Source organism: Sneathiella marina, assembly GCF_023746535.1.
GTDB lineage: Bacteria > Pseudomonadota > Alphaproteobacteria > Sneathiellales > Sneathiellaceae > Sneathiella > Sneathiella marina.
The window spans coordinates 547,078-573,622 of record NZ_CP098747.1 but is presented as its reverse complement, the minus strand read 5'-3'; the positions used below and the strand labels follow the sequence as shown (position 1 = coordinate 573,622).

Annotated in this window: 22 protein-coding genes and 1 tRNA gene; 11 read left to right on the top strand and 12 right to left on the bottom strand. The window is 48.9% G+C overall.

The window, feature by feature from the left end; genetic code table 11:
• The first annotated feature begins 495 nt into the window (after window positions 1–495).
• The 5 genes from NBZ79_RS02865 to NBZ79_RS02845 all read left to right on the top strand — a co-directional run bounded on the left by NBZ79_RS02865 (window position 496) and on the right by NBZ79_RS02845 (window position 7,434).
• Window positions 496–1,635, top strand: coding sequence for an extracellular solute-binding protein (locus tag NBZ79_RS02865; protein WP_251935320.1), 1,140 nt, complete (start codon window positions 496–498; stop codon window positions 1,633–1,635).
• Window positions 1,636–1,802: 167 nt separating this feature from the next.
• The gene (locus NBZ79_RS02860) at window positions 1,803–2,915 is read left to right on the top strand and encodes an ABC transporter ATP-binding protein (RefSeq protein ID WP_251935318.1); all 1,113 of its coding nucleotides are present in this window, start codon (window positions 1,803–1,805) and stop codon (window positions 2,913–2,915) included.
• Between the two features lie 9 nt (window positions 2,916–2,924).
• The gene (locus NBZ79_RS02855) at window positions 2,925–3,854 is read left to right on the top strand and encodes an ABC transporter permease (RefSeq protein ID WP_251935317.1); all 930 of its coding nucleotides are present in this window, start codon (window positions 2,925–2,927) and stop codon (window positions 3,852–3,854) included.
• Window positions 3,851–5,146: an ABC transporter permease gene (locus NBZ79_RS02850; protein ID WP_251935315.1), complete on the top strand. Its 1,296-nt coding sequence runs from the start codon at window positions 3,851–3,853 to the stop codon at window positions 5,144–5,146. Before NBZ79_RS02855 ends, NBZ79_RS02850 begins: the two co-directional genes overlap by 4 nt.
• 329 nt (window positions 5,147–5,475) lie before the next feature.
• Window positions 5,476–7,434: a peroxidase family protein gene (locus NBZ79_RS02845; RefSeq protein WP_251935312.1), complete on the top strand. Its 1,959-nt coding sequence runs from the start codon at window positions 5,476–5,478 to the stop codon at window positions 7,432–7,434.
• Between the two features lie 82 nt (window positions 7,435–7,516).
• On the opposite strand, the gene glpD is transcribed toward NBZ79_RS02845, so the two are convergent.
• The 9 genes from glpD to NBZ79_RS02800 all read right to left on the bottom strand — a co-directional run bounded on the left by glpD (window position 7,517) and on the right by NBZ79_RS02800 (window position 17,453).
• The gene (gene glpD, locus NBZ79_RS02840; RefSeq protein WP_251935310.1) at window positions 7,517–9,022 is read right to left on the bottom strand and encodes a glycerol-3-phosphate dehydrogenase; all 1,506 of its coding nucleotides are present in this window, start codon (window positions 9,020–9,022) and stop codon (window positions 7,517–7,519) included.
• A 113-nt stretch (window positions 9,023–9,135) separates the two neighbouring features.
• Complete coding sequence (locus tag NBZ79_RS02835) at window positions 9,136–10,080, bottom strand: coiled-coil domain-containing protein (protein ID WP_251935308.1); 945 nt, start codon at window positions 10,078–10,080, stop codon at window positions 9,136–9,138.
• Complete coding sequence (locus NBZ79_RS02830) at window positions 10,077–11,066, bottom strand: vWA domain-containing protein (RefSeq protein WP_251935307.1); 990 nt, start codon at window positions 11,064–11,066, stop codon at window positions 10,077–10,079. The genes NBZ79_RS02835 and NBZ79_RS02830 overlap by 4 nt, the downstream gene beginning before the upstream one ends.
• An 88-nt stretch (window positions 11,067–11,154) precedes the next feature.
• Window positions 11,155–11,913: a MotA/TolQ/ExbB proton channel family protein gene (locus NBZ79_RS02825; RefSeq protein WP_251935305.1), complete on the bottom strand. Its 759-nt coding sequence runs from the start codon at window positions 11,911–11,913 to the stop codon at window positions 11,155–11,157.
• Window positions 11,914–12,066, bottom strand: coding sequence for a hypothetical protein (locus NBZ79_RS02820; protein ID WP_251935303.1), 153 nt, complete (start codon window positions 12,064–12,066; stop codon window positions 11,914–11,916).
• Window positions 12,067–12,075: 9 nt separating this feature from the next.
• Window positions 12,076–14,070: an SUMF1/EgtB/PvdO family nonheme iron enzyme gene (locus NBZ79_RS02815; protein WP_251935301.1), complete on the bottom strand. Its 1,995-nt coding sequence runs from the start codon at window positions 14,068–14,070 to the stop codon at window positions 12,076–12,078.
• A complete protein-coding gene (locus NBZ79_RS02810; protein WP_251935299.1) occupies window positions 14,057–15,514 on the bottom strand; it encodes a hypothetical protein in 1,458 nt (485 codons plus the stop codon). The genes NBZ79_RS02815 and NBZ79_RS02810 overlap by 14 nt, the downstream gene beginning before the upstream one ends.
• Before the next feature lie 16 nt (window positions 15,515–15,530).
• Entirely contained in the window at window positions 15,531–16,769 is a 1,239-nt protein-coding gene (locus NBZ79_RS02805) for a hypothetical protein (protein WP_251935296.1), read from the bottom strand.
• A gap of 36 nt (window positions 16,770–16,805) precedes the next feature.
• Entirely contained in the window at window positions 16,806–17,453 is a 648-nt protein-coding gene (locus NBZ79_RS02800) for a hypothetical protein (RefSeq protein WP_251935293.1), read from the bottom strand.
• A gap of 245 nt (window positions 17,454–17,698) precedes the next feature.
• Between NBZ79_RS02800 and NBZ79_RS02795 the strand changes: the two genes are divergently transcribed.
• The 5 genes from NBZ79_RS02795 to NBZ79_RS02775 all read left to right on the top strand — a co-directional run bounded on the left by NBZ79_RS02795 (window position 17,699) and on the right by NBZ79_RS02775 (window position 23,765).
• Entirely contained in the window at window positions 17,699–19,477 is a 1,779-nt protein-coding gene (locus NBZ79_RS02795; protein WP_251935290.1) for an IlvD/Edd family dehydratase, read from the top strand.
• A gap of 205 nt (window positions 19,478–19,682) precedes the next feature.
• Window positions 19,683–20,189 carry a TRAP transporter small permease subunit gene (locus tag NBZ79_RS02790; RefSeq protein ID WP_251935288.1) on the top strand — a complete coding sequence of 169 codons (507 nt, stop codon included), beginning with the start codon at window positions 19,683–19,685 and terminating at the stop codon, window positions 20,187–20,189.
• On the top strand, window positions 20,189–21,511 hold the full coding sequence (locus NBZ79_RS02785; protein WP_251935285.1) for a TRAP transporter large permease: 1,323 nt from the start codon (window positions 20,189–20,191) through the stop codon (window positions 21,509–21,511). Before NBZ79_RS02790 ends, NBZ79_RS02785 begins: the two co-directional genes overlap by 1 nt.
• A gap of 71 nt (window positions 21,512–21,582) precedes the next feature.
• A complete protein-coding gene (locus tag NBZ79_RS02780; RefSeq protein ID WP_251935283.1) occupies window positions 21,583–22,626 on the top strand; it encodes a TRAP transporter substrate-binding protein in 1,044 nt (347 codons plus the stop codon).
• 308 nt (window positions 22,627–22,934) lie between these two features.
• Window positions 22,935–23,765 carry a spondin domain-containing protein gene (locus NBZ79_RS02775; protein WP_251935280.1) on the top strand — a complete coding sequence of 277 codons (831 nt, stop codon included), beginning with the start codon at window positions 22,935–22,937 and terminating at the stop codon, window positions 23,763–23,765.
• A gap of 50 nt (window positions 23,766–23,815) precedes the next feature.
• Here the strand turns inward: NBZ79_RS02775 and NBZ79_RS02770 are convergent, their stop codons facing one another.
• Both NBZ79_RS02770 and rocF read right to left on the bottom strand, forming a co-directional pair.
• Window positions 23,816–24,874, bottom strand: coding sequence for an ornithine cyclodeaminase (locus NBZ79_RS02770; protein WP_251935277.1), 1,059 nt, complete (start codon window positions 24,872–24,874; stop codon window positions 23,816–23,818).
• 2 nt (window positions 24,875–24,876) lie between these two features.
• Window positions 24,877–25,812, bottom strand: coding sequence for an arginase (rocF, locus tag NBZ79_RS02765; RefSeq protein WP_251935275.1), 936 nt, complete (start codon window positions 25,810–25,812; stop codon window positions 24,877–24,879).
• A 141-nt stretch (window positions 25,813–25,953) separates the two neighbouring features.
• Between rocF and NBZ79_RS02760 the strand changes: the two genes are divergently transcribed.
• The gene (locus NBZ79_RS02760) at window positions 25,954–26,391 is read left to right on the top strand and encodes an Lrp/AsnC family transcriptional regulator (RefSeq protein WP_251935273.1); all 438 of its coding nucleotides are present in this window, start codon (window positions 25,954–25,956) and stop codon (window positions 26,389–26,391) included.
• A 36-nt stretch (window positions 26,392–26,427) separates the two neighbouring features.
• Here the strand turns inward: NBZ79_RS02760 and NBZ79_RS02755 are convergent.
• Window positions 26,428–26,504, bottom strand: a tRNA-Val gene (locus NBZ79_RS02755).
• Window positions 26,505–26,545 lie beyond the last annotated feature (41 nt).

The window sequence follows — 26,545 nt, the reverse complement described above, 5'->3', positions numbered from 1 at the left end:
TCCGATGAGGCTTGAAGCCAATTATAATATTCTTTTTTTGAGCTTTTGCCTGTCAGCACGTCTAACAACCAATTGCCTTGGTCGACTAGGCTCTTGAAAGTACTAAATAAAACAGAGAACATGTAATCTAAACTTGACTAGCGGGTTTCGTATCCTCAATGTAGCTAATGAAGAATGGTTTGATCTAATGGCTTAGGCTGGGATTTAGCTACTCTTAAATACCATCGCTTAAGGGAGAAAACACAAAACCATTAAAGTCTTCAAGAAACCACAAATTTACCAAACGGAATTTTGTCACATCACTGTCACAGATTGCCGCTAGGTATTTTGCCTGTCGTACAGCATTATATGTCGGTTTTTGAATTTTAATGGATACTTTTAGGGATATACTGAACTCAAAAGCGAGTTTGAAAATTCGGAGCCATCAAGAGGGCAACCGCTTATGAGCGCTTCAACTAACAACGAAGATGCTCAAACAACTAAGGGAGATCGTAAATGACTAAAATTAAAACACATCAGGTTAAACGCAGAGACCTGCTTAAAGGAGCTGCAGTTGCAGGTGCAGCGGCTGTTGCACCGGCTATTGTCAGCCGCAGCGCACTGGCCTCATCCGGTGAGATCAATATTCTTATGTGGTCGGATTACCTGCCAAAGCCGTTTATTGCGGACTTTGAAAAAGAAACCGGTATTAAAATCAACTATACGGGTATCGGCTCAAACGAAGAAATAATCAATAAAATGAAGGCCACTAAAGGTCAGGGCTTCGACATTGTGTCGCCGACCAACAACCAGGGTCTTGAATGGGGTCCGCTTCAGCTGTTGCAGCCTTTCGATATGAAGCGTGTTCCGGTTGCCAACGTTAATCCCGCCATGACGAATATTGGCACAAAAGATTGGGATTTCGACGGCAAAGGCTCTCATTGGCTTCCTCACATCTGGGGAACTGAAGGCGTTGCATGGCGGACAGATAAATGGGCTCCTGCCGGTGCTGCACCAAGTTATGGTGACATTTGGTCAGAAGCAAATGCCGGCAAGACAATGGGGCGTCCACATTCCATGATGCTTTGTGCCGGTCTCTATATGGAAACCATCGGTGAATTAAATCCGGGTGATATGTGGAAAGCCTACGAATCTGAAGCAACCATGCGCCCGATTTGGGAAAAAGTTACAGCATGGTGCATCGACAGAAAGAAAAACATTAAGCTTCTTTGGAACGATGCCGATACACAAAAGAATGGATTGCTGAATGAAGGTGTGATTGTTGGCCAGACTTGGGATGGGCCTCCCATGTCACTTAAGACTGCCGGTGATCCGATCATGTATCAGGCCCCTGTCGAAGGCGCTATGGCATGGGTTGACGGCATGGCAATGCCAACCGGTGCGAAAAACGTTGATCAGATTTATGAGTTTATCAAATTCTCTTATGATCCGAAAAACGCTGGTAAAGCCATCGATGAACATGGGTATAATTCGCCGGTTCTTGGCGCTGACGCTTTTGCAGGTGAAGCTTACAAGAAAAACTTCGCGGATGCCTATCCTGGAGATTCCCTCAGCAATCTCAATCCATGGCCACCACAGGCACCTTGGTATGCTGAAATCCGGACAGAATATGTGAACAAGTTCAAGAGCTCATAATATCCGAGTTATTGTCCCGGGTGGCCTAACAGCAAAGCCCGGGACAATATTTTATTTTTCCCGATATTCATGCATTGTCATGGCTATCGGAAAAAATAAAAATAAACGATAATAGTTCCTCCTTTGTGGGGCAGTGCGACCAAATTAGTACTGAGCAGGAGAGATTTATGAGTAAAGGGGTTGACGTTAATCTTGAGAACGTCTGGATACGCTTTGGCGAATTCGTTGCTGTTCGTGAAGCCAACGTAAATATTAACGGAGGCGAATTTTTCTCCTTTCTCGGACCATCCGGTTGTGGCAAGACGACAATCCTAAGGGCAGTCTCCGGATTTCTTGAACCAAGTGATGGAAAGGTCATGATTGGTGGACGGGATATGGCGGGCATCGGCCCCAATAAACGTCCAACCGCCCTTATTTTTCAGAATTTGGCATTATTTCCTCTTATGAAGATTTGGGAAAACATCACTTTTTCGTTGGAAGTCCAGGGCGTCGGTAAAGCCGCCCGACGTAAACGTGCCGACGAATTGCTGGACATGATCGCCCTCCCCGACCAGGGCGATAAATTACCCTCTGAATTGTCCGGTGGCCAAAAACAACGTGTCGCGATTGCGAGAGCCCTTTGTGCGGAACCAGATGTTTTGTTGCTGGATGAGCCGTTGTCCGCACTTGATCTCAAGCTTCGGCAGCATATGCGGACCGAACTGCGTGAAATTCAACAGCGGGTAGGCATTACCTTCATTTATATTACCCATGATCAGGGTGAAGCTCTGACAATGTCAGATAATGTTGCGGTTATGCGCGCCGGCATTATTGACCAGATCGCTGATGGTCATACAATATATAATGACCCGGCAACACCATTTGTTGCTTCATTCGTCGGAGAGAATAATGTTTTCCGCGGCAATATAAAATCCATTGACGGAGATACCGCGCTTATCGATACAAATCGATCCGGCGAGTTATTGGCACGCATCGCCCCGGCGGCCCTCGGAAAAATGAATGTCGGCGACCCGGCTATGATGTTTATCCGCCCGGAAGCCTGTAATATCGCAGCAGATAGCGCACCCGCCAAAAACCGCTTAACGGCCATGGTCAAGCATGAAGAATTCGAAGGACAGATTTACAACGTATTCCTGGAAGGCAGTGAAGGGAAGGAAATCAAAATGTCCTTGGTAAATGTCGGTCAACAGCGCCAGTCTGCGCAAGGGCATGATCTGACATTGGAATATGACGCTCGGCAAGCAATAGCGCTTCCCGCCGGCGACCTGGCCAGTGAGTAAGTTAAAGCAATGAATATAACGAAAATATTTTCAGAGTATTTTAACAGGAACGGCTACGGGCTCGGGATTTTTTTACTCGTTACCGTTGGCTTCTGGGTCATTTTGCTCATAATCCTGCCGCAGCTGTCCATGCTGGATTTCTCCTTCCGGCATCATCTGCCACCACCGGAAATGGGCGGCCCGAAAGACACCTATACCATAGAGCATTATAAATATCTGGTGCTTGGTGCTCCTGGTTCAGACAGTTCTTACAATGTGGTTGACTTAGGGGTTTTTGGACGCACGTTGCTTGCCGCGATTTTTGTAACCATACTTGATCTGGTCCTTTGCTATCCACTGGCTTACTATTTAGGCCAGTCCAGTGGCGGTGGCTTCACTCGGGTTCTCGTATTGTTGTTAATCATCCCCTACTGGATCAACGAGATTTTACGAGCATTTGCCTTCAGGATTATATTTGGCGAAAGCGGTGTCATCAATGAGATGATGCTGGCGTTCGGGCTGATTAATAATCCCATCGATTTTATCAGGGCGAATGTCGCGCTCTATGCAGGCCTGGGATATGCCTATATTCTGCTGATGATATTTCCTATTTACAATGTCATTGAAAGCCTGGACCGCAATCAGATTGAAGCGGCGCGCGATATGGGCGCCCCTTGGTGGCGCATTCATTGGCGTGTCGTAATCCCTTACGCTAAACCGGGAATAGTCTCCGGCTGTACAATGGTCTTCATGCTTTCAGCAGGTGCGTTGGCCGCGCCTCAGATTTTGGGCGGTCCCTCCAGCCTTTGGTTTACGCAGATTATATATCAATGGTTCAATCAGGGTGGCAACTGGCCTCGTGGGGCGGCTTTCGCAATCGTATTGCTGGTTACCTGTGTCTTTATCGTGTTGTCTCTGATGCGTTTGTTCAAGGTCAAGATGGGGGACATTGGTAAATGAAAACCGAAAATATCCTCCTCAAATTTTTCCTTGTCGCCTATCTGATTATCTTTTTTGGATACTTGTTGGGTCCTTTGGTCGTGATGAGCATTACGGCATTCAATTCGCCGAGTTTTCCAAAAATGACACCGTGGGAATGCCTGACCTTTCAGTGGTTTGATGTGCTCGCCAATGACGATCGCATTCTGAATGGCATAAAAAACAGTATTTTCGTCGGAATTGGCACCGTCATCCTGTCCGTGATTATGGGCTTGGCCGGTGCGTTGATGCTAACGCAAATCTGGCCGAAACTGCGTGCGACTTACTATACAATAGTAATTGCACCTATTCTTGTGCCAGGCGTTGTTTTGGGTATTTCGACGCTGGTATTCTGGGACCGGATAAATATTATGCTGGGCTTCAGCAGCGATAGCTTCCTGCATAATGGTATCTTCCTGACGATCCTTGGCCAGTCAACCTTTATCGCCTCTTATTGCATGCTTGTATTCATTGCCCGACTGCAGCGCTTTGATACAGGGCTGACAGAAGCCGCTCTCGATCTCGGCGCAACCAATGTACAGGCCTTCAGGAAAATACTTCTGCCGTTCATGAAGCCGGCGATAGCCTCTGCCGCCGTTCTTGCGTTTCTTGCTTCATTCGAGAACTACAATACAACAACCTTTACGTTCGGCAAATTTCCGACTTTGACGATCGAACTGGCGCAAAAAGTTCGATACGGTATTAACCCATCCATTTCATCTCTGGCGTTCATTATCATTGCATTGACAGTTGTCGGCGCATTGATCCATGAAGTTTATCGGCGGCGTCAGCAGCTTGCATTGGCAAATGGCGCTCCCGTTTCTGCTGTAAATGGAAGTTTCAAATTGCCAAAATTCCTGCGCGGAAACCCCGCTGCAGTCATTTTGGTCTTAGTAGCACTTGGTGGATTTTCGACCATCTGGTTTGCTCAGGTTTATAGCCCTAAAGAATGTGTCATGGATGTTCGCGAACAGAAACGACTTATTCAAGAACAGCGCATTAAAGCGATTAAGGAACAGCGGCTGGAGCAGCAAAGAGAGCAAAATCTCAAGGGCCCGGATATTTTTGGCGGCAGCAAAACATCGCCAGGCACCGGTTCAGTTCCGCAAAGCCCAGGCAAAGGTTCCTTTGGCGGCGTATTCAATCCAAATAATCTGGATAAAACTGCCCCAGATAATGGGGAGCCAGGAAAAGCTCAAAACCCCGGCAAGGGGGCATTTGGTGATATTTTTGCACCGAAGAACCTGGACAAGGCAGCACCAGAGGGAGACTAGGTACAGTCATCACAATGTTCCGGCGTAATCAAAACCTGTGATTGCTCCGGAACATTTTCGTGGTCTATATTCTTGGTCGGAATTAATTTTTGCTGTGCATGCTTAAACATCGCCAATCCTAAATGGTTGGACAAAGCGAACATATTTTGTCTTTTCATTGACTAACTTTGTTCAATCAATATTTTCCTGAAGATACTCACCATTCGATTTTTCCCTGTAATATCATATTTTCAACATATTCTCGCCGCTCACTTTAAGCATGGTCGAAAAGTAAATATTTACTTCGGGCAGGTGCATTTTGCCCACTTCACTTTTTGAAGGAGAGTATAATGAGGTCGACGAAACGCAATCCAGAAGATGATTTTCGCAATCAGATTTCAAGCCATAGAAGAGACGAGTTAGATAGAAATAAACAGGACAAAGATGATGGGCGCAACCGGCAAGAAAACAACAATCCGGATAGTGAAATTGCATCACGCCCCGTCGATGGTTTTGGCAGCAACTTAGAAAACCCGGACTGGGGAGCCGCCGGGCAAACATTGCTCAGGCTGGCACCTGAGAATTTTGAAGACGGTATCTGGCAGCTGGAAGATGATCTTGCTGGCCCCCGGGAAATCAGTAATACCCTTGTTGCTCAGGAAAATGATACGGTCAATTCATTCGACGTAAGCGATCTTTTTTGGGTATGGGGACAATTTATTGACCATGATATCGATTTGACAGTTTCCGGAACAACCTATGAGCCAATCGACATCCCTGACGATGATGCGTATTTTGACCCGGAAATTGATATGAGTTTCTTCCGCGCTGATCCAGTGATCGGAACTGGTTTAGAGACTGCCGCACAATATCCAAACGAGATCACTTCTTTCATGGATGGATCCATGGTCTATGGTTCCGATACGGCAACGGCGGCGGCCCTTCGTACCGATGATGGAAAATTACTACTTGATGAATTTGGCCTCGTAGCCTTTGCAGATGACGGCAGCGTCTTGGCTGGCGATATCCGAGCCGCAGAAAATTCCGGCCTTTACTCAATTCAAACATTGTTCGCGCGGGACCATAATAACTGGGTAGACAAACTCGCCGAGAAAAACCCGGACTGGACGCCGGATGAACTCTACGATGCAGCCCGGGTTCGGGTAGAGGCAGAAATTCAAGCCATTACTTTCAACGAGTATCTGCCTTTGCTGATTGGTGAAGAAGCCATAACGAATTACACCGGATACGATAGCAGTGTAAACCCTGGTGTATCTGTCGAATTTTCAACCGCCGCCTATCGGTTCGGCCATAGTCTCGTTTCCTCAACCTTGGGGCGCCTTGACGAAAATGGGGACACCATAGCTGCGGGTGATCTTGCCTTGCGGGATTCATTTTTCTCTGCTGATGTTGTGGCTGCAAATGGTGGCATAGAACCCTTGTTACGTGGCCTCGCAGACGGTACGGCGCAGGAACTTGATACGCAGATTGTGAATGATTTACGAAACTTTCTATTCAGTGAGGACGGTGATGTAGGTTTTGATCTGGCATCCCTGAATATCCAACGAGGCAGAGACTTGGGTGTTGCAAGCTACAACGACCTTCGTGAAGCTGTCGGGCTGAATAGAATGGAGAATTTCTCCGATATCACTTCAGATTCAGATTTGGCGTTAGCGCTTGCCAGAGTGTATGACAGCGTCGACGATATTGATGCCTGGGTTGGCGGTCTGGCAGAGGAGCCCGCAAATGACGGAATGCTTGGTGAGCTGTTCGCAACCATCGTCGCTGATCAGTTCATGGCTATCCGCGATGGCGATCCTTACTGGAGCCAGAACTCCGAGCTCTCACAAAGTGATATCGATATGCTTTGGGATACTACCCTGGCAGATGTCATAGAGCGCAATAGTGACGTAGAGGCCATTCAGGACGACGCGTTGATTGCCTATGATCGCATCGGCGGTAACGATACAGACAATGCTTTGGAAGGCGGCGAAGGTCATGATCTTCTGCTTGGCATGGGCGGCGACGATACACTCAACGGCGGCGCCGGTGCAGATCAGCTTGAAGGTGGGAAAGGAGATGATTTGTTTATATTTGGCCCAAATTCAGGTAATGATCTGCTTAAGGATTTCAATAGTAAACACGATGTTCTGGATCTGGTCCTCTATGATCTGGAGAGTGCGTCAGCAGCAACTGATTTGGCTGAACAAGTTGGCAAAGATGTTGTTTTCACTTTCAATGAAAACGATATTCTTACCCTTGAAAATGTAAAGCTGAGGGATATAGACTCAGACAATATTCTTATCTAGTAGTCCCAACAGTTACGATGACAGGATGGGTGAACACAAGAAAGAAGCCCGTCCTGTTCACTTAGAACATCCAGATGTTTGTCTATTGATCTGACTTTTGTGCAGACATCCAATCATTCAATTCATCAAACAAGGCATCGTCGGCTTCGATGCCGAGCTTAGTCCGGCGCCAAAGGACATCTTCTGCGCTGCGTGCCCATTCCTTTTCCATTAAATAGGAAACCTCTCGCTCCGAGAGACCTTGGCCAAAATCAATACCGAGATCTGAGTATGTCGACGAATCCGCCAAGAGATCGTAAATCAGGGTACCATACGCGCGGACCATTCGTTCCGCCTGCTCCGCATCCAGAAAAGGATATTTTTTCTGCACGTCCGCCAACAGCCCCGTAAAGCCTTCAACGGAAAAATCCCCCCCGGGCAGGCTTGCCTGTTTTGTCCAGGCTGGACCGCGCGCTGACAAGTTTGCCTCAACCATCTCAAGTACCGCTTCAGCGAGAACACGGTAAGTGGTGATTTTCCCGCCGAAGACATTGAGCAAAGGCGCATCGTCCGTGCGACCATCTTGTCTTAAAACGTAATCTCGTGTCGCCTCCTGAGCCATGGAAGCACCGTCATCAAAAAGAGGCCGGACACCGGAATATGTCCAGACCACATCCTCATCGCACACCGGCTTCTCAAAATACTCGCTGGCTGCAGCACAAAGATAGGTTATTTCCTCTGGCGTGATGGCAACATCGCCCGCATCGCCCACATAGTCCTGATCCGTGGTGCCGATCAGCGTGTATTTATGCTCATAAGGAATGGCAAAAATTATTCGATCATCACTATTTTGAAAAATATAGCACCGATCGTGATCAAAAATCCTGGGAACGACAATATGGCTGCCCTGGACGAGACGGACATTCTTGCTGTTTGAACTTTTGACAGGTCCGACCAGAACATCATCCACCCATGGTCCGGCGGCATTGATCAGCAGATTTGCCGTTCGGACTGTGACGAGCCCGGTCTGCATATCTTCTGTTGTAACATGCCAGATCTTGTCTTTACGCACAGCAGAGACACATTTTGTCCGGGTTTCAATTCTCGCTCCGCGATGCGCCGCATCCAGCGCATTTAATACAACCAGTCGCGAGTCGTTTACCCAGCAATCGGAATATTCAAATCCTTTTGAAAATAATGGCTTGAGCGGCTTGCCAACCAGATTTGTTGCCAAATCAATAGTTTTCGTTGCCGGTAATTTTTTACGGCCACCTATGTAATCGTAAATATACAGGCCGAGACGAAGCAGCCAGGCCGGTCGCAATCCACGATGATGAGGCAAGACAAACCGCAAAGGCCAAATAATATGCGGGGCGTTCGCCCACAGCACCTCTCGTTCCGACAGGGCCTTTTGAACAAGCCGAAATTCGTAATGCTCTAGGTAACGAAGTCCGCCGTGAATGAGTTTGGTTGATCCTGAGGATGTCCCGCTTGCAAGATCTGACATCTCGCACAGGCCAACGGAATACCCCCGGCCAACTGCGTCGCGCGCAATACCACAGCCATTAATGCCGCCGCCAATAATAAAGACGTCGAAATCCGCCGACATGCAAAAATCTCCTGAACTTCGAAAGCGCTAAAGCTTCTTTTCGAACTAATTTGAACCCATAATTTCAATATATGAAAATTAAACGAAAATCAAAGGAAATGCATTCCGATTATTTACTGCGGCAAGGCTATAAATGTACCACCATTTCGTTTTGTCACTTCGCGCATCAAAATACCGAAACGATTTGTCGCACCGGAAGAGATAAAGCCAATTGCGTGTATCTTGGCCAGAGGTTTTCCGGTTTTCCTGTTCGTGTTCTCGCGTTCCAGCTCATTAATGACCTGATTGTAGGAAGACCCGGTATAATCATCGCCGAAGATATAAATAGACAAGCTGATCCCCGGCCGGGCATATCGCTTTAGTGCCAGCTGCAAACCTTCAACGGGGCTACTGTTCGATGTACTGTTCCAACTGCTGAAAGCCTTGAATATGGCGCGGCGCCTGCCCGGCGTATCGGCAATCCATTTCCCCGCGTAAGCAGAAATCAAATGAATGCCATTGTCATTGATGATTTGAAAACCTTTAACCTTTGGGTGAATCTCCAGCACATTCTGCATTTCCTGGCTTACCCGGCTCCAAATCGCTTTCATACTGCCCGACGTATCGACAATAAACAGGATATAGTCGCTGTCCGTTGGAATGCCCCCGACTTCCTCATCTCGTGTTTCTGATGAAGACGGCCTGATGCTGGATTTCTTTTGCGCGGCGGCAACCTGTGCCAGCCCTTCCAGATCATCAGCCGCCGTTTTACTCTGTGACTTCCGGGTCGCAAGCTCCTGCTCGAGCGCAGCCGACTGGCTTTTCTGCTGACTAAGACGCGCCTTCAAATTCTCCAGCGCCGATTGACTAATCGCCAGTTCCGTATCCAACTCCTCAACTGCTTGCTCGGTAGAAATCATTTGCCGAATTAGATCCTTGGCTGCATCCAGGCTTGACGAGCCGACATCCACCGATGTTTTCGAAATCAGCACAAGCAAGACTACAGCCCCGAACCCACAGGAAATCAAGTCCAGAAAGGACAGACTGAATATTTCGAACTGTCTGTTCCTGCGCTTCATGGCCAACTCTCCGCAGGGGAGATAAGCAGACCGCCCGTTGAATACGTCCAGTCCCAATATTCCGGCGCCGCCAATGGATCTCCTTCCAGAGGCAATAAGATCACATTTACCGGCTGACCACTTTTTGGGGCCGTCTCATTGATGGTCTGGCGAAATAATTTTACCCGGCACTCTCCACTTATCTTGTTGGCTTTTCCCAATAGTGAATTGCAGGAGGAAAAAGGATTTAAGCTGGCATAATTCGATGTCCCTGCAGTCGGCAGCCCATCCGTAACAACATAATAATTTGTTGCCGCCGGAGAAAGGCTTGCGGCTGTTTTCAAGCCCTGCTGTAGATTTGTCGATGCCGTTGGAATAAGGCCGTTGAGAGAGCTCATGACCTGGGTAATCGCAGCAGGATTGGTTGCGGAAAACCAGTTTTGCGGTCCTATTTTTTCCGACTTGTCACTAAAGCCGATCACAACGGCTTCAGAGTCTTTGGGCAGACGCGCCAGCAACCATTCGACAATACGTTTTGTCCGTAACCATTTCGGACCTTTTTTCTTATCCCCGTCCGATCCCGACTTTCGTACAATGATATCAATCAGTTTTTCATCGGTCATGGAGGCACTCATATCAACCAGCAAGACAATTCTCTTTCCTTCGACTTTCAATCCCAGTAAATAATTCTCTTCCTGACCTTTGTCGGACTGGATGACATCTTCCTTTTGCGCCGGTGGTGCATTCTCGATTTCTGTCTTCAAGCTTTGCAACTGCGCTTGCTGAGCTTCCGCAATCTTCGTTAGTTCGGAGATCTGCTCGGCAATACGCTGGTTATCCGCCCCCTCACTATTAATACTTTTTTTGAGCGCTGCTTCCTGAATGCGAACGACGGAAAGAGTTGATTGCAGCTCCTGCTCCATCTGCTGCAGGCGTAGCAAATCGGACTTCAATATATCGGTGTCGATAGGCGCCGGTTCCGGTTGATGTTTTAGAAGGATGAGCACAAGAATCACTGCGCCCAGGCCACAGGACATAATATCGAGAAAGGCCAGATTGAAGCCTTCAGTTTTTCGCTGCCGTTTCAGAATGCACCTATTTACTTATCCGATTGAGCAAAAACTTCTCGCAGTAAGCCTGCGTTTCTATTATTTGACCATCCTGCAATCGTTGCAGTTGATGCAACAGGAACATCAAAAATATGCTGATTATCAAGGCCACTAACGTTGAATTAAAGGCGACACCTAGGCTATTTGTCATGCCTGAAATATCACCGGCAAGCGCCTGATCCGCTTGCGATAGCGCCTGACCAATACCCCGCACTGTGCCAATAAATCCGATCGAGGGAATGGCCCAGATCAAATAGCGGATCATCGAATTCTCGGCCTCCTGACGAACCGCAAGGGCATCAACACTGGTTTCAATTGCATCGGATGTATTCTGTACGTCATCTGTGATCAGGTACCGACGAATGCTGGAAATAAGGGTTTGAATGAGAGGGGTATTCTTGATTTTATCAGGAAGTTCCTCTATCCGGTCAACTGTGGTCGCCAGATCCATTTCCTCCCCCTCGTTCGTTCCCTCGAGCAGATCTACTTTATAAAGATATCCGTTCTTGACGATACTCAGGCATTTCGAGCCAATAAGAAAAACACCCCACAGCATTAATATGAGACAGATCTCCTGCTCCCAGTCTTTCAGGATAACCACAAGATCTCTAGGCGCTGACGTTCCAGCCAATCGCGAAGATTCAATGATTTGTGCGGCTTCCGGCCTCACATATCCTTGATACACCAAATGCACTGCAATAATTGCCAGCACCAATGCGCCGGTATTCTTAATGAAATCTCGCATCTATATATCCACCGGAAAAGAAACCGAGCTGTTCAGATCCAGTACCTTCCCACCTGACTGCGCCAGCGCATAATGCAGGCCGAAGGTACTGATCCCGGCGATGGATAAAAATAGAACCAATAACGAAAGTCTGGAAATACTGAGGATACGCATTTTTATTCCTTACAAGTAGCGGCCAATACGGAAACCAACATTTTTTCGCCCTTCATCACCTGCGTCCCGGTATGAAGGGCGCAACTCTGTTAGCGTACCGGATTGCCAGTTCGATCCCTTAATAACATGTTTGTCACCTGAGGGTCTTCCCAATGGATTCTCAAAGACCTCTCCTTTCGCAGGCGGCGTCAGTGAATAGTAATCATTCACCCATTCACTGACATTGCCAAAAAGATCGTTCAGGCCCGAATAGTCGGCAGCAAAACTTCCCACTGGCGCCAGCCCGGCAAAACCATCATCATAATCGGGGACATAGAACCGGGATTTCCCCCGCGCTGATTCATCAGATATATTTCCGGATCCCGGCGGGATAACCGCTTCATCTCCCCAGGGAAACCGGGTTTCCACCTGCCGGCCAGCCTTGCGCGCCAGCCATTCCCATTCCGCTTCACTTAACAGGCGATATCCATTTGCTGATGCCGTAAATCCGGTAAACCTGCTGCCCGAGAATTTATAAAATGGCGTCAAACCCTCCTGTTTACTCAGCCAGTTACAAAACCGGGCTGCCTCTATCCAGGAGATGTTAGTGACCGGAATATTTTGGGCGACAACAGAAGCGCTGGGCTTGAATGCAGCAAACTGTCGTTGCGTCACTTCCCGGCGCGACGCATAAAAATACCGGTCCAGCGTTACCTGCTTTACAAATTCATTTGCCCGCTGTCCTGTTTCATGGCGGGGCGCTCCCATAACAAATGCGGAGGGCTTGAAGAGCTTCATTTGCATGCCAACGGCGTTGACATAGCTTTTCTTGGCTTCTGACTTTTTAGCGGCCTCTATGGTTAATAAATCCGCATTCCAGCGCACATCCCGAGCCGCCGACGGTGTGATCTTTTTCTCTTGCACCCGGTATCCCTGGCGGACAAGCTGGATGCGATGGGGAACCGCCTGCAGACGGAGGTTCACCGGAGTTTCACCTACCGGTTGCCCATTGACTACAATCACAGCCTTCGGTGTTGATGAGATAGTCACATTTCCTATCTCTGCTTTCAGCGCAAAGGTCAATGCCTTGGTCGTACCAGAGGCCACCTTGATCGATTTCTCTTGCCCGAAAAATCCGGGCTTCACGTATTTCACGTCATAGGAGCGAGAGGGTGTGAGCGGAATTCTTGCTCCCCGTTTGACCGGCTTTCCATTGAGGGTCAACTGCCCGCCTTTGGGTGTTATATCTATTGTGACGTAGGCCGGCTCAACTTTCAGGCGATAGTTCCGGGTAACCGTAACGTCCCTGTTGGTGATTTCCATAAGCTCTTCTATGGCCGCAAAGCCGGTTTTCCGGATGCTGATCTGATGCCTACCGCCCGACAATTCGGTCATGAGCGGACTCTTTCCAGCAGGCTGGCCATCAATTTCAATGTCAGCCCCGTCCGGAACTGTTTCGATATCCAGCGCGACGGCGAGTTCCTGCATACTGACGATCTGCTCAACAATTTCACCGCGGCCCACTTCTATTTCCAGGCTTTCCTTGCGATAATATTTTGGATCAACTTCAACGAAGTAGCGTCCCGCCTCTATGGTCAGATCAAGATCCTTGGAAAGGCTGACCGTCTTTCCGTCGACAAACCATTCAACCTCGGGATTCTCCTTATCGGTTTTGAGGATTATCTGACCCGGCAAAGGCACCAGTTCGATAATCTGCTGTGTCCCTTCCTGATCTGCCGCAATCACCCGCTCATCAACTTCGAAACCGGGTGCCTTCGTTGTAAGCTGCGGGTTCCGGGTGAGGGAAAACAACGTGCCATCAACAATCATTGCCATGCCGCTCGTCACGTCAAGTTCGGCAGTCTCCTCAATCTCAGCCGGTATCACAAGGATTGGCGTTCCCTTGACGAACAGGGTAAACCCTCCCACGGAAACAATCAGCAGAATGATCACCAGAAGGGAAATGAAGAAAATCCGATGCTGACGGGCAGCCGCCCGCTTCAGCTCTTGATTAAATTCGCTCATCAGGAATTACTCTAACCTCTACTAACACATCACTTGGCTTGATCTCGACTTTCACAATTTTCGATTTAAAGCCGTCCCGGCGCCCCTCAAACAAATAGATCCCCGGCTTTAGCTCGATCCGATAGCGATCCACGGAACCTATTTGACCTACGCCACGGACAAAGACATTGGCCAATTTGTCCGAGATGACAATAATTCCAACTAGCCGGTTCTGATCGACAATGGCTTGCTCCAGCTCGGCAATTTCGCGGGCCAATGATGGGCTTAGTGATGCCAGTATTTTGGCGGCGGCAATCGTGGCCGTCGCCTGCTCAGCAACTTGCTCATTGGATAATCGTGCCTTGTCTCGCAGAAACGCCTGTATTTCATATAAATTTGCCAGAATGTCAGCCGATAACGTCAAGCCTGCGTTAGCCTCTGCATTATCCGACTTTAGCGCTGCCGCCTGAGCAAAATTCTCGTTGGCCTGCTTCCAGTTATCCTGCTCAATCGCCGTATTACCCCTTTTTACGAAGCCGTCAAAGGCAATATCCGTTTTTAGGGAGACCAGCTTGGCATCAAGGGCCGCCGTCTCCGCCTTTGCCGGATAAATCTTGCGGGCATAGTCGGCGGCAGTATCCAGTTTTTTCAGATCCCGGCTCTTGAACGCTGAAAGGCCGGTCGCAATAACTACCTCATAACGCGCGTCTTTCCATTGCTGATCTATCTGTTCAACCCGTTGACCATAGGCCACCCGGGCAGGATCCAGTGCAAAGATTTCTGCCGAAAGGCGGCGCTCCTCGGCAGTGTTGTTTTCCACTTTCGCCACATTGTTCAGTTTAATAAGATCCAAGACAGCCTGTAATTTTTCTACGGCCTCAGAAAGCCGCACCGCTTCCTCTGATGCCTTGTAGGAAAGAGTCCGGGCAATATATAATTTCGCCTCAGCGACGGCATCTGCTTCATACGCCGCGCGGGCATTATCGAGACTTTCCTGATAAGCGGCTTCAAATCCCTGCACCGCCAACGCACCCTCTTCCAACAATTGGTTAAGGGCGACGAGCGCCGGGCCATAATTACCTGAAGCAAATTCTGTGGTCGCTTCATCCTTATTTTTGGCAAGCCGGATTTGCAAAGCCGAATCCCAATTGGCGAATTCGGCCGTGGCGATAATGACTTCAGAGTTTTTTTCGTACTTTGCCAGTCCGGCAACAAACTCAAGTCGTTTCGCCTCCAGATCGACGGCAGTCGTTTCGGGCGCAGCGTTGGGGTCTGGCCCAGTCTCGGGCGCCTGCGTGGGCTCTTCAATGATAGGAACAACTACAGTTTTCTGTTGCCAGAAACCACCCAGGGAAATGATCATAAAAAGCGCACTCGCCAAAAGAATGACGGCAATTACCAGGCTGTAGATAATCAGCCGCTGCCGACTTCCATCTTCTGCCTGCTGCAATTTTTCTTTCAGCATCTATCCTAAACTCAAGTTAAAGTTTTTTCGCAGGCGTACGTTCAAGATCATACATGCGTTTCAGGAAGGCCCGCCATTGAGCAAATTGCTCCGCCGCGTCTCCGGTAATTTCCTCTGTCGTCTCATCAAACTCGACAACCTGAGGGGCCAGTTCGATATTAATGGACTCGCCCAACTCATCCATTGTGTCGTGATGGAATTCAGCTTCCTTGCTCGTCTGGAAGCTAGAGGCAATCAGGGCAACACCGCCGACGCCAGCAATGACGGCCCCGGTATTGCCAGCTGCTTTTTTTTCCTCAGAGTCGGTATTCGCCGCCGCTGTGCCTGCGGCGATCGCTGCAGCAATAGCAAGAGCGCCTAAAATTCCGTTTAGGATTGCCTTGTTGGAGGCTTCTCGCTGGGCTTTGACTTCCTGCAGGCTTTGTTCCTGCCAGAGAGCGTAACTTTCCTCCATTTTCACATTGAATTCTTCGTAATGGGTCTGCAAGCCATCGACGAACAATTGGTCCCGGATACGGACAGCCCGGATACGCTGCAACATGGGATCGGCGTCACTTGGCAGGCTGGTCAACGTAATTTCATTGCCATCCACTTCCAGATATTCTGCGAAGGCTTCTTCGGAAAAATTAGCCGCAAAGCGGATTTCCGCCAAGGACTGAAGCTGTTCAAGCTCGGCGAAATCAAAATCTTCCAATTCTTCAACTAGCTCTTCCGCTGCCTCGTCGAAAACCGGCTGATAGGGATCCAGACCTTTGTTGCGAATATTCTTGTGGAATTGCTCGGATACTTCATGGTCATACCGCTCTTCATACCAAAGCTCGCCGGAAATATCTGAAACCTGAATGGAAATCGCAACCTCTTCACCATTGGATTCGTCAATTCTGCCAACCACATACAAATCCCCTGTAGCTGTCGTATCCGGGGTTACCCGAACAGCTCCAAAGGCGCCGGTTCTCTCCAGTGCTTCTTTAAGCTTAACAGCGAAACGGTTCGCCTCGGCGCGACGTAATTCAGGCCAGATCCCTTCTTCCTTGTAGTCATTTTCATCTTCAGGCAGGCCCGGGTCAAATACCGGCACGACAATATCCAGTTTCGGACCCTGATACTGAGCTGCCGCGGCCTCTGCCGCTTGCTGGGCTTTGTCAGCGACAGTCGAGGAAAACTCCGGCCCGACTTTGCTCGAGGTCTGAGGGGTTGAGCAACTTGCTAAGACAAAAGAACAACAGGCCAACCAGGTAATTGCTTTTCTCAGCATTTCGAGATTTCTCCCATCAATATTTCAATTCAGCCACTACTTTAGCGGCAAACCTTTATATTTTCGATACTCGTTCCAAAGTTTTGCTTTCGTCTCTGGGTCGGTTTCATTTTCGGCGGCTTCGCGGATCTTTGATTCCAGAAGGCTGTCATTGTCGGTCGCGGGAATATCATCAGGCGTTTTCCCGTTTTGCAGGACATTCGCCGACTGTGTATTTTCTTGTCGGGGTTCCGGTTCATCTGACGATTGTGGATCCTGCTCCTGATCTCCTTGCAGGGCCCCTTCAAGCTTTTCCGCTTCGCTCTGTTTCTGGCTACCGGAAATACCAGAGGAAGCCACAGCACCAGCAGACGTGCTTTCCGTGGGAGTTGATCCGTCAGCGGACCCGGTGCCAGTGCCGGAAATCGAACCAGAGGCACCAGCCCCGCCGCCTTGTGCACCAGCGCTAAATGCTTCGCTGGATGAGTTATTTTCTTCCGTTAGGCAGCTGTCAAACTTATTAAGCGAGTCATAAAATGCCTGCTCCATTGCAGTCGCCTGTTCCTGCACCGTCAAAGAGCTGTTATCCGTATAATCAATAGCAATATCCGTGCAATCGCTCCGTTGTTCAGCTGAAACAGAACAAATGGCCGAAACCGGCAGCATCAGTGCCAGAACAGCCGTTATTTTCAAGCGTGTCAGCAAATAACTGATCTCCAAATTACTCTATAAAATTAATTGCCTAAAAATAGTATCGACCAATAAACTAAGGCAAAAAACGTCATTTGCAAAATATTCAAGAAATTTTCAATTTTGCAGCGTCGACCCCAGCTTGCGTTTCGAAAAATATGATTGCTTGCTAAATTGCCATTTCAGAACCAAAATTCACCGGCGTGATCGCTTACCGCCAGGTTCAATTGCCTGACAGAAGATTAAAAAGGACAATACCTATGGCTGACAATAAATCCAGTTCAAAAAAATTTCGGAGCCAGCTATGGTTTGATAACGCTGACGACATTGGCATGACCTCAATGTATCTTGAACGATATTTCAATTTCGGGCTAACACCGGAGGAACTGAAATCCGGACGGCCGATTGTCGGTATTGCCCAATCGGGCTCTGAGTTGTCACCGTGCAATTATATTCACACCCAGATTGTCGATCGTATTCGGGATGGCATTCGCGATGCAGGAGGGATACCACTGGTCTTTCCCGTACACCCAATTCAGGAAACTGGACGGCGCCCCACAGCCGCATTGGACCGTAACCTTGCCTATCTTGGATTGGTGGAAATCCTCCATGGCTATCCCTTTGATGGCGTAGTTCTGACCACTGGTTGCGATAAAACCACACCGGCGGCGATCATGGCAGCCGCCACTGTTGATATTCCGGCCATTGTACTGTCCGGAGGACCCATGCTGGATGCCTATTGGCGTGACCGTCTTTCCGGTTCCGGCACCACCCATTGGGAAGCACGTAAATTGCATGCCACTGGCGAGATCGGGGACGAGGACTATATCGGCATGGCTCTTAGTCAGGTGCCCAGCACCGGTCATTGCAATTCCATGGGCACCGCACTGACCATGAACAGTCTGGCGGAAACACTGGGGCTCTCGCTCAAGGGCTGTGCCAGTATCCCGGCGCCTTATACGGAACGTGCCGCCATGGCCTACCGAACCGGGAAAACCTCCGTGCAAATGGTGTTTGATGATCTTAAGCCGTCAAACATCCTGACACGTGCCGCCTTCGAAAATGCCATTGCGGTCAATACGCTTCTGGGTGGTTCGACAAATGCGCAGGTGCATATTAATGCCATTGCCCGACATATGGGTCTGGATATTACTGTCAATGACTGGGAAACATATGGATATGACTTGCCCCTGCTCGTCAATCTACAGCCCGCCGGTGAATTCCTTGGCGAAGCCTTTCACCGCGCCGGAGGCGTACCAGCTGTCTTATGGGAGTTGCAACAGCTTGGCAAACTTAACTCGGACGCCCTGACCTGCGACGGGAATAATATCGGTTCACGGACGACGGAAACCCGGGATAGACGCGTCATCTATTCCGCAGATGCCCCGATGAAGGAACAGGCCGGTTTTCTATCCATGAGGGGTAATTTATTTGATGCTGCAATATTGAAAACCTCTGTGATTGATGCAGATTTCAGCAGGCGCTTCCTGGAGCACCCCGACCATCCGGGGAAATTTGAGGGCCGGGCAATCGTTTTTGAAGGATCAGCGGATTATCATGCCCGGATTAACGATCCCGATCTCAATATCGATGAAAGCTGTATTCTTGTGATCAGGCAAACCGGACCTGTCGGCTGGCCGGGCTCGGCCGAAGTTGTCAATATGCAGCCACCGGATCATCTGCTAAAACAGGGCATATCTTCTCTGCCAACTATGGGGGATGGCCGGCAAAGTGGAACCTCGGGCAGCCCGTCCATTCTTCATATCACGCCGGAATCTGCAATTGGCGGTCCTCTCGCGTTGCTGCAGAATAATGACATTATCTGTGTCGACATCCCCAACCGCCGCGTAGACTTGAAAGTCAGCGACGCTGAAATGGCGGATCGACGCACGAACTGGCGGCCTGAAGATCTCGACACTCAAACACCCTGGCAACAGATTTACCGCGACAATGTCGGCCCGCTCTCCACCGGAGCCTGTTTTGAGATGGCGGTTGATTTCGAGAGTGTCGGTACAAAAATACCCAAACATAATCACTAATGGTGGGCAACAAATTGGTAGTTTATGCGCGGATAATTGGGAATAAAGAGCCATCTTGTTGATTTGTGCCCATTTCCTTGTTTTCATTCATGTAAAATCAAGTTATCGTCGATAATAGGGGAGCCTGTCTTGACACAGATACTTGCTAATTATTTGTGGCCGCTCGCAGTATGACCTCTGGTGTCTCACGCCAACAAGGAATTCAATGCCTCGAGTAATACGGAGTTATGTTCGCATCGTTGATGCCGTAAACCATCGCATTGGTCGGATCATGATGTATGGGATTTTTGTCATGGTGGCGATCCTGCTCTGGTCCTCCTTTTCGAAGACCTTTACACTCCCTTCTCTATGGACTCTGGAAATTGCTCAGTTCGCTATGGTCACCTATTATATTCTTGGGGGGCCCTACTCGATCCAGCTCGGGTCCAATGTCAGGATGGACCTGTTCTATGGAAACTGGACGGTCCGCCGCAAAGCGCAAGTGGATGCGATCACCATTTTCCTGTTGATTTTTTATCTTGGTGTCCTCCTCTACGGCGCCATCGATAGCACCACCTACTCTTTACAATATGGAGAAAGAAGCTCGACCGCCTGGCGACCCTATATGTGGCCCATAAAAATCATAATGTGCGTCGGTTTTTTCCTGATGCTGCTGCAGGCCATATCAGAGTTTTTCAAGGATATCGCAAAGATTAAGGGGCTCGAGCTTTAATGTCCTATGAGTTGATCGCCCTTTTAATGTTCTCATCCATGATGCTGATGTTGATGACAGGGCAACGTGTATTCGGCGCCATTGGCGCTGTGGCGGCTTTGTCTGCCGTCCTTTTATGGGGCACAGGTGGCTCGGATATTCCTTTTTCTTCCGCCATGAAGCTCATGAAGTGGTATCCGCTCCTCACATTGCCGATGTTTATCTTCATGGGATATATTCTGTCGGAATCAAAAATTGCCGACGACTTGTATAAAATGTTTCACGTCTGGATGGGGCCGATCAATGGCGGGCTAGCTATTGGCACCATTGGCCTCATGGTTCTTGTTTCTGCCATGAACGGATTATCTGTCGCCGGAATGGCCATCGGCGCCACTATCGCTCTACCGGAACTGCTGCGTCGGGGATATGACAAACGCATGGTTACAGGGGTGGTACAAGCGGGTTCATCGCTGGGGATTTTGGTCCCCCCGTCTGTTGTCCTTGTCCTCTACGCGATGATAGCGCGTCAACCTGTTGGGCAGCTTTGGCTTGCCGGGGTTATTCCCGGATTGGTCATGGCCGCCATGTTTATACTCTATATTGCAATTCGCTGCCGGCTTCAGCCTGAACTGGGCCCGGCCTTGGACAAAAGTGAACGTCGGGTACCTTTGTCAGAAAAGCTTCGGCTGCTGCGGGCCGGCCTGTTACCCCTCGCCATCTTTGCCGCCATGATGGTTCCGTTCGTCAATGGCTGGACAAGTCTGGTTGAAAGCTCGGCTATCGGCGCAATGGCTGCTTTCACTGCTGCCATCCTTAAAGGACGCATGACCAAAGAGGTTTTCGAAGTCTCTGTTCGGCAAACATTGGCCATTTCCTGTATGTTCATGTGGATTATCCTGGCTGCCCTTGGCTTTGGCGCGGTTTTTGATGGACTGGGCGCTGTTCGCGCCATTGAGAACTTGTTTACGGATCAACTGGGCCTCAACCCCTGGGTCATATTGATCGTCATGCAGCTTTCGTTTCTTGTGATGGGAACCTTTCTCGACGACACAGCCATGCTGGTCATCGTCGCGCCACTATATGTACCCCTGGTTCACGCCCTGGGATTTGATCTGATCTGGTATGGCGTGCTTTATACGATCACAACACAAATTGCCTATATGACTCCTCCATTTGGATATAACCTGTTCCTGATGCGGGCAATGGCTCCACCGGAAATATCGTTACGGGATATTTATGGGTCCATCGCCCCATTTGTTGGCGTCATGCTGCTCGCGTTGACCTTGGTTATGGTCTTTCCCGAAATAGCCTTATGGCTCCCGCAATATGTTTACGCAAAATAAGAAGAACTCCATGAGGAGCAAGAAATAGGAAGATAAAATAATTTGAAACTAACCGACTAAGGAGATAAGTCATGACGACGAGACGTAAATTCCTGACCACTGCCGCAGTTGCCGCACCGGTTGCTGCCGCGACGACATTTGCTACGCCGGCAATCGCACAGTCAAAAATTCGCTGGCGGATGCAAACATATGCAGGCCCAGCACTCGCCGAACATGTGATCAAACCTGCAATCGACAGTTTTAACAAAGTTGCTGGCGACGACATGGAAATTGAACTGTTCTTCGCCGATCAGCTTGTCCCAACCGGGGAGTTGTTCCGGGCTATGCAAAAAGGCACAATCGATGCCGTCCAATCCGATGACGACAGCATGGCATCCCCCACAGAAGTAACTGTCTTTGGTGGGTATTTCCCCTTTGCCAGCAGGTACTCACTGGATATTCCGGTCCTATTTAACCAATATGGTCTCAATGAAATCTGGGATGCCGAATACTCTAAACTGGGGGTCAAGCATCTCTCAGCTGGTGCCTGGGATCCCTGTCATTTCGCCACCAAAGACCCGATCAACAGCCTGGCTGACCTCAAAGGAAAGAGGGTCTTTACATTCCCGACAGCCGGACGGTTTATGAGTCAATTTGGTGTCGTTCCCGTCACACTGCCGTGGGAAGATATTGAAGTTGCGGTTCAAACCGGAGAATTAGACGGTATTGCCTGGTCGGGCATCACCGAGGACTATACAGTGGGATGGGCAGATGTAACCAACTACTTCCTGACAAATAATGTGTCCGGCGCCTGGGCTGGGTCCTTCTTTGCCAACATGGATCGCTATAATGAACTGCCCGATCACTTGAAAGAGCTGTTAAAACTTACGATGGACAGTTCCCACTATTACCGCCAATGGTGGTATTGGGGCGGCGAAGCAGCACTTCGCGTAAATGGCACCAAGATGAAATTAACCACCATTCCGGATGAAGAATGGGCGCAAGTCGAGGCCGCTGCCTGGAAATTCTGGGATGAAATCGCTCAAGAATCTGAGACCAAGGCGAAAGTCGTGAATATATTCAAGCAGTATAACACTGAAATGCAAAAAGCCGGACGGCCTTACCGTTACAGCTAACAAAAAGAGGGATGCGCCCTTTGCGCATCCCTCTTTACCTTGCCTACCCTAATGAACATCTTCGCGTTTTTTTTGGTCTTCCTGGTCCCACTCACGATCGCTCAATATTTAGTGAATAATTGAAGAAAATTTAGCACAAACTTGTGACCATAAATTTATTCGCATGTAGGCCGCCTCCCCCGTATCGTTTCCTTGCCGGATCATTTTGATTCTGGCGGTTCGTGATTTTTCTATTAATTCAAATGCAGATGATAGATTACTGCGTAACGCGGAAGTATGGGTAATTTTCATCTGGGAAAGAAAATAAAATGGTATTGAAAAAAATAGGCCATATTGCAGGTGGGGCTGTATTAGCTGCATCTGTGCTGGCGTTTACCGCGACAGCATCTTATGCAACATCTGTCAAAATTACGGTGACGAATTTAGCCCAAACCGGCGGATTTGCCATCACGCCGCTGTATACGGCTTTTCACAACGACAGCTTCGATGCATTTGATGTCGGAAGTACGGCATCCGCAGGGTTGGAGCGGCTTGCCGAACTTGGCGACCCGTCCGTGATTGCCGGCATTCGAACGGCAACCGACCCTAATTCCGTCGGGGGAGTTCTCACCGCCGGAACACCACCGCCAATTCAGGCCGGGGAAACAGCGTCACGCGTTTTTACGCTGGATGGAAATGACCATACGTTTTTTACCTTTCTGTCCATGATCCTTCCGTCAAACGACAGCTTCATTGGATCCGATGACGCCATTCGAATTTTTGATGATTTCGGGAATTTTCTGGGCGATCAAACAATCGACGTGACCGGCGCCGATATTTTTGATGCTGGAACAGAGGTAAATAACGCCGCCGCTGATGGGGGCGCGGCTCCGACTTCAAATGACCCGACGGCTGGCGTCGCAGAAAATGGCTTCATTACCGCCGGACAAAGCCTCAATGCCTTCGCCGGACAAATCCTGTTCGGCCAGGAGCTAACATTGGAACAGATTGATTTCTTCGCAGACCCGGATAATTTCCAGGTTGCACGCATTGAAGTCTCAGCCGTTCCGTTACCCGCGGCACTTCCCTTGTTTGGTGCGGCCCTCTTGGGGCTGGGTATCCTTGGACGGAGAAGAAAAAACCAGACCAAGGCTGCGTAACGCACGTCGTACGATGAACAATGGCGGCTCATGTTCGAGCCGCCATTTTTTCAGGCAGCCTTATCCGCGCGAAGAACCATACCGAATAAATCACGCGGATCATCTGGGTCAGCCAACATGTCCAGGTTTTCAAAAAAACGGGTGCCCGTCAATTTTTCCCGAACATATCGCAAAGCAGAGAAATCTTCCGTCGCAAATCCAACGGAATCAAATAATGTGGTTTGCCTCGCGTTAAGACGCCCCTCAATATTTCCAGTGATCACAGTCCATAATTCCGTGACCGGATAATCTGCCTCCAATTGCTGAATTTCTCCTTCAATGCGTGTTTGCGGCGGAAATTCCACGAAAATTTCCGACCGAAGCAAGATATCCTTGTGCAGTTCAGTCTTGCCCGGGCAATCTCCGCCGACTGCGTTGATATGAATACCGCTACCAACCATGTTATCCGTCAGAATTGTTGCATATTGTTTGTCGGCCGTGACCGTCGTAATAATCTGGGCGCCTTCGACAGCTTCTTCGGCACTTCTGCATCGGGTTATTTCAAATCCCTTACCTTGCAGATTGTTACAGCATTTTTCTGTCGCTTCCGGGTCTATATCGAACAATCTGAGCTTTTTTACTCCCAAAATTGCCTTGAAGGCTGTCGCCTGAAATTCAGATTGAGCGCCATTACCAATAATTGCCATACAATTCGCACCAGCTGGAGCCAGATATTTTGCGGCCAGCGCCGATGTGGCGGCCGTCCTCAACGCTGTTAAAATTGTCATTTCAGAAAGCAGAACTGGATACCCATTACCGACGTTTGAAAGGACACCAAACCCCGTGACTGTTTGCAGTCCGTCACGTGTATTTTTTGGATGGCCGTTTACATATTTGAATCCGTAAACGTCCCCATCACTTGTTGGCATTAATTCAATCACACCTTCTGTTGAATGCGACGCGACCCGCGGTGCTTTATCAAATTTTTCCCAACGCTTGAAATCCTCTTCAATGAAGCCAGCGAGCTCTTTCAGAAACGTTTCTATTCCAATATCCAGAACTAGTTTCATCATATTGTCCACACTGACAAAGGGGACAATGTTTATATCTTTTCGGGCAGTGCTTATCATGATCAGAAGCTCCTGGTATGACGATCAAGAACTTGCCGCCCAAAGAGGCTGGCGACAAGGTCGACAATCAGATTTGCGGTTCGACCGCGTTCATCGAGAAATGGATTAAGTTCGGAAATATCCAAGGACGTAACAAGACCACTTTCATGGAGCAGTTCCATAATGAGGTGGGCCTCCCGGAAATTTGCCCCACCGGGTACAGTTGTTCCAACGGCAGGCGCAATTTCCGGATCCAGGAAATCGACATCAAGGCTGACATGCAATCGTCCGCCAGCGGAACGAACGCGATTTAGAAATGCCTTGAGCGGTTGCGCAACGCCATATTCGTCAATTGCCCGCATATCATGTACTTCGATTTTTGTATTTTTGATGCGAGCGCTTTCTGCAGGATCAACAGATCGAATGCCCATCATGCAAATATTTTCCGGTTTGATCGGGCGTATCGGCGAAGGAAGGATACCGTCGAATGCTGGATCACCGATAATGTAGGCAACCGGTGTACCGTGCAGATTGCCGGTGTCGGTGCTTTCCAGCGTTTGAAAATCCGTATGGGCATCCAACCAAAGCACAAATTGCTCACATCCGTCATCTGCCGCTTTTTGAGCAAGGCTTGGTAGAAATCCGGCTGCAATTGAATGATCGCCGCCCATAAAGATCGGCAATTGATCATTCGCCAAACTATCGCGGCAGAACGCACCGAGCATGGAAATAAGGGCGGCGTAATCTGCTAAATGGTGAACAGATGTATTTGGATGCGTGATTTCCACAGTTGGTGTCGCATTGTAATTTCCCAAGTCATCAACTTCATACCCCATATTGCAAAGAATATCGGAAATTCCAGCTGTACGAAGAGCGTCCGGGCCCATTAAACATCCATTCTGGCGGCCGCCGGTATCGGCAGGCGCACCAATAAGAGCAATTGATTTATGTATGGTCATTTTTAACTCTCTATGACAACAAAAAACAGGATTTCTCGAATTTCATTATGATATTTGAAATTATATAAATGGCAGAAACAATCCATAATATTGACAATTTGGTATCTATTTTTTTCAAAATGAATATGGTAATCTATCAAAATGGATAAAACAGATCGAAAACTTATCGCGGCACTACGCCAAAATGCAAGAGCATCCATTTCGGAATTGGCGTTGAGTATCGGTGCCTCCCGCGCGACCATTCGCACACGGATGGAAAAGCTGGAACGAACAGGCGAAATTCTCGGCTACACGATTTCGCTTAAAGGGGATATGTCAGACCGACCTGTACGCGGCGTGACCCTGATCGAAATAGAAGGTAAGGGAAATGAACGGATCATTGCCCGGCTACGAGGATTTTCCGAAATACAGGCCATCCATACGACCAATGGGCAATGGGATCTGATCCTGGAATTGGGAACGGATACACTTGCCGATCTTGATGCCGTTCTTCAGCAAATCAGGTTAATCGAGGGCGTCAACACTAGTGAGACAAATCTTTATTTGGCAACACATCGCAGCAACAAATCGGCGCCTTGATCTAAGTTCAGAAACAACAATTTGGTTCATTGATGATGGTGGGCGTAACAAGATTCGAACTTGTGACCTCTGCGATGTCAACACAGCGCTCTAACCAACTGAGCTATACGCCCTCACAGCCGCTTTTAGACGTGCAAGAAGTCGCGACTTATAA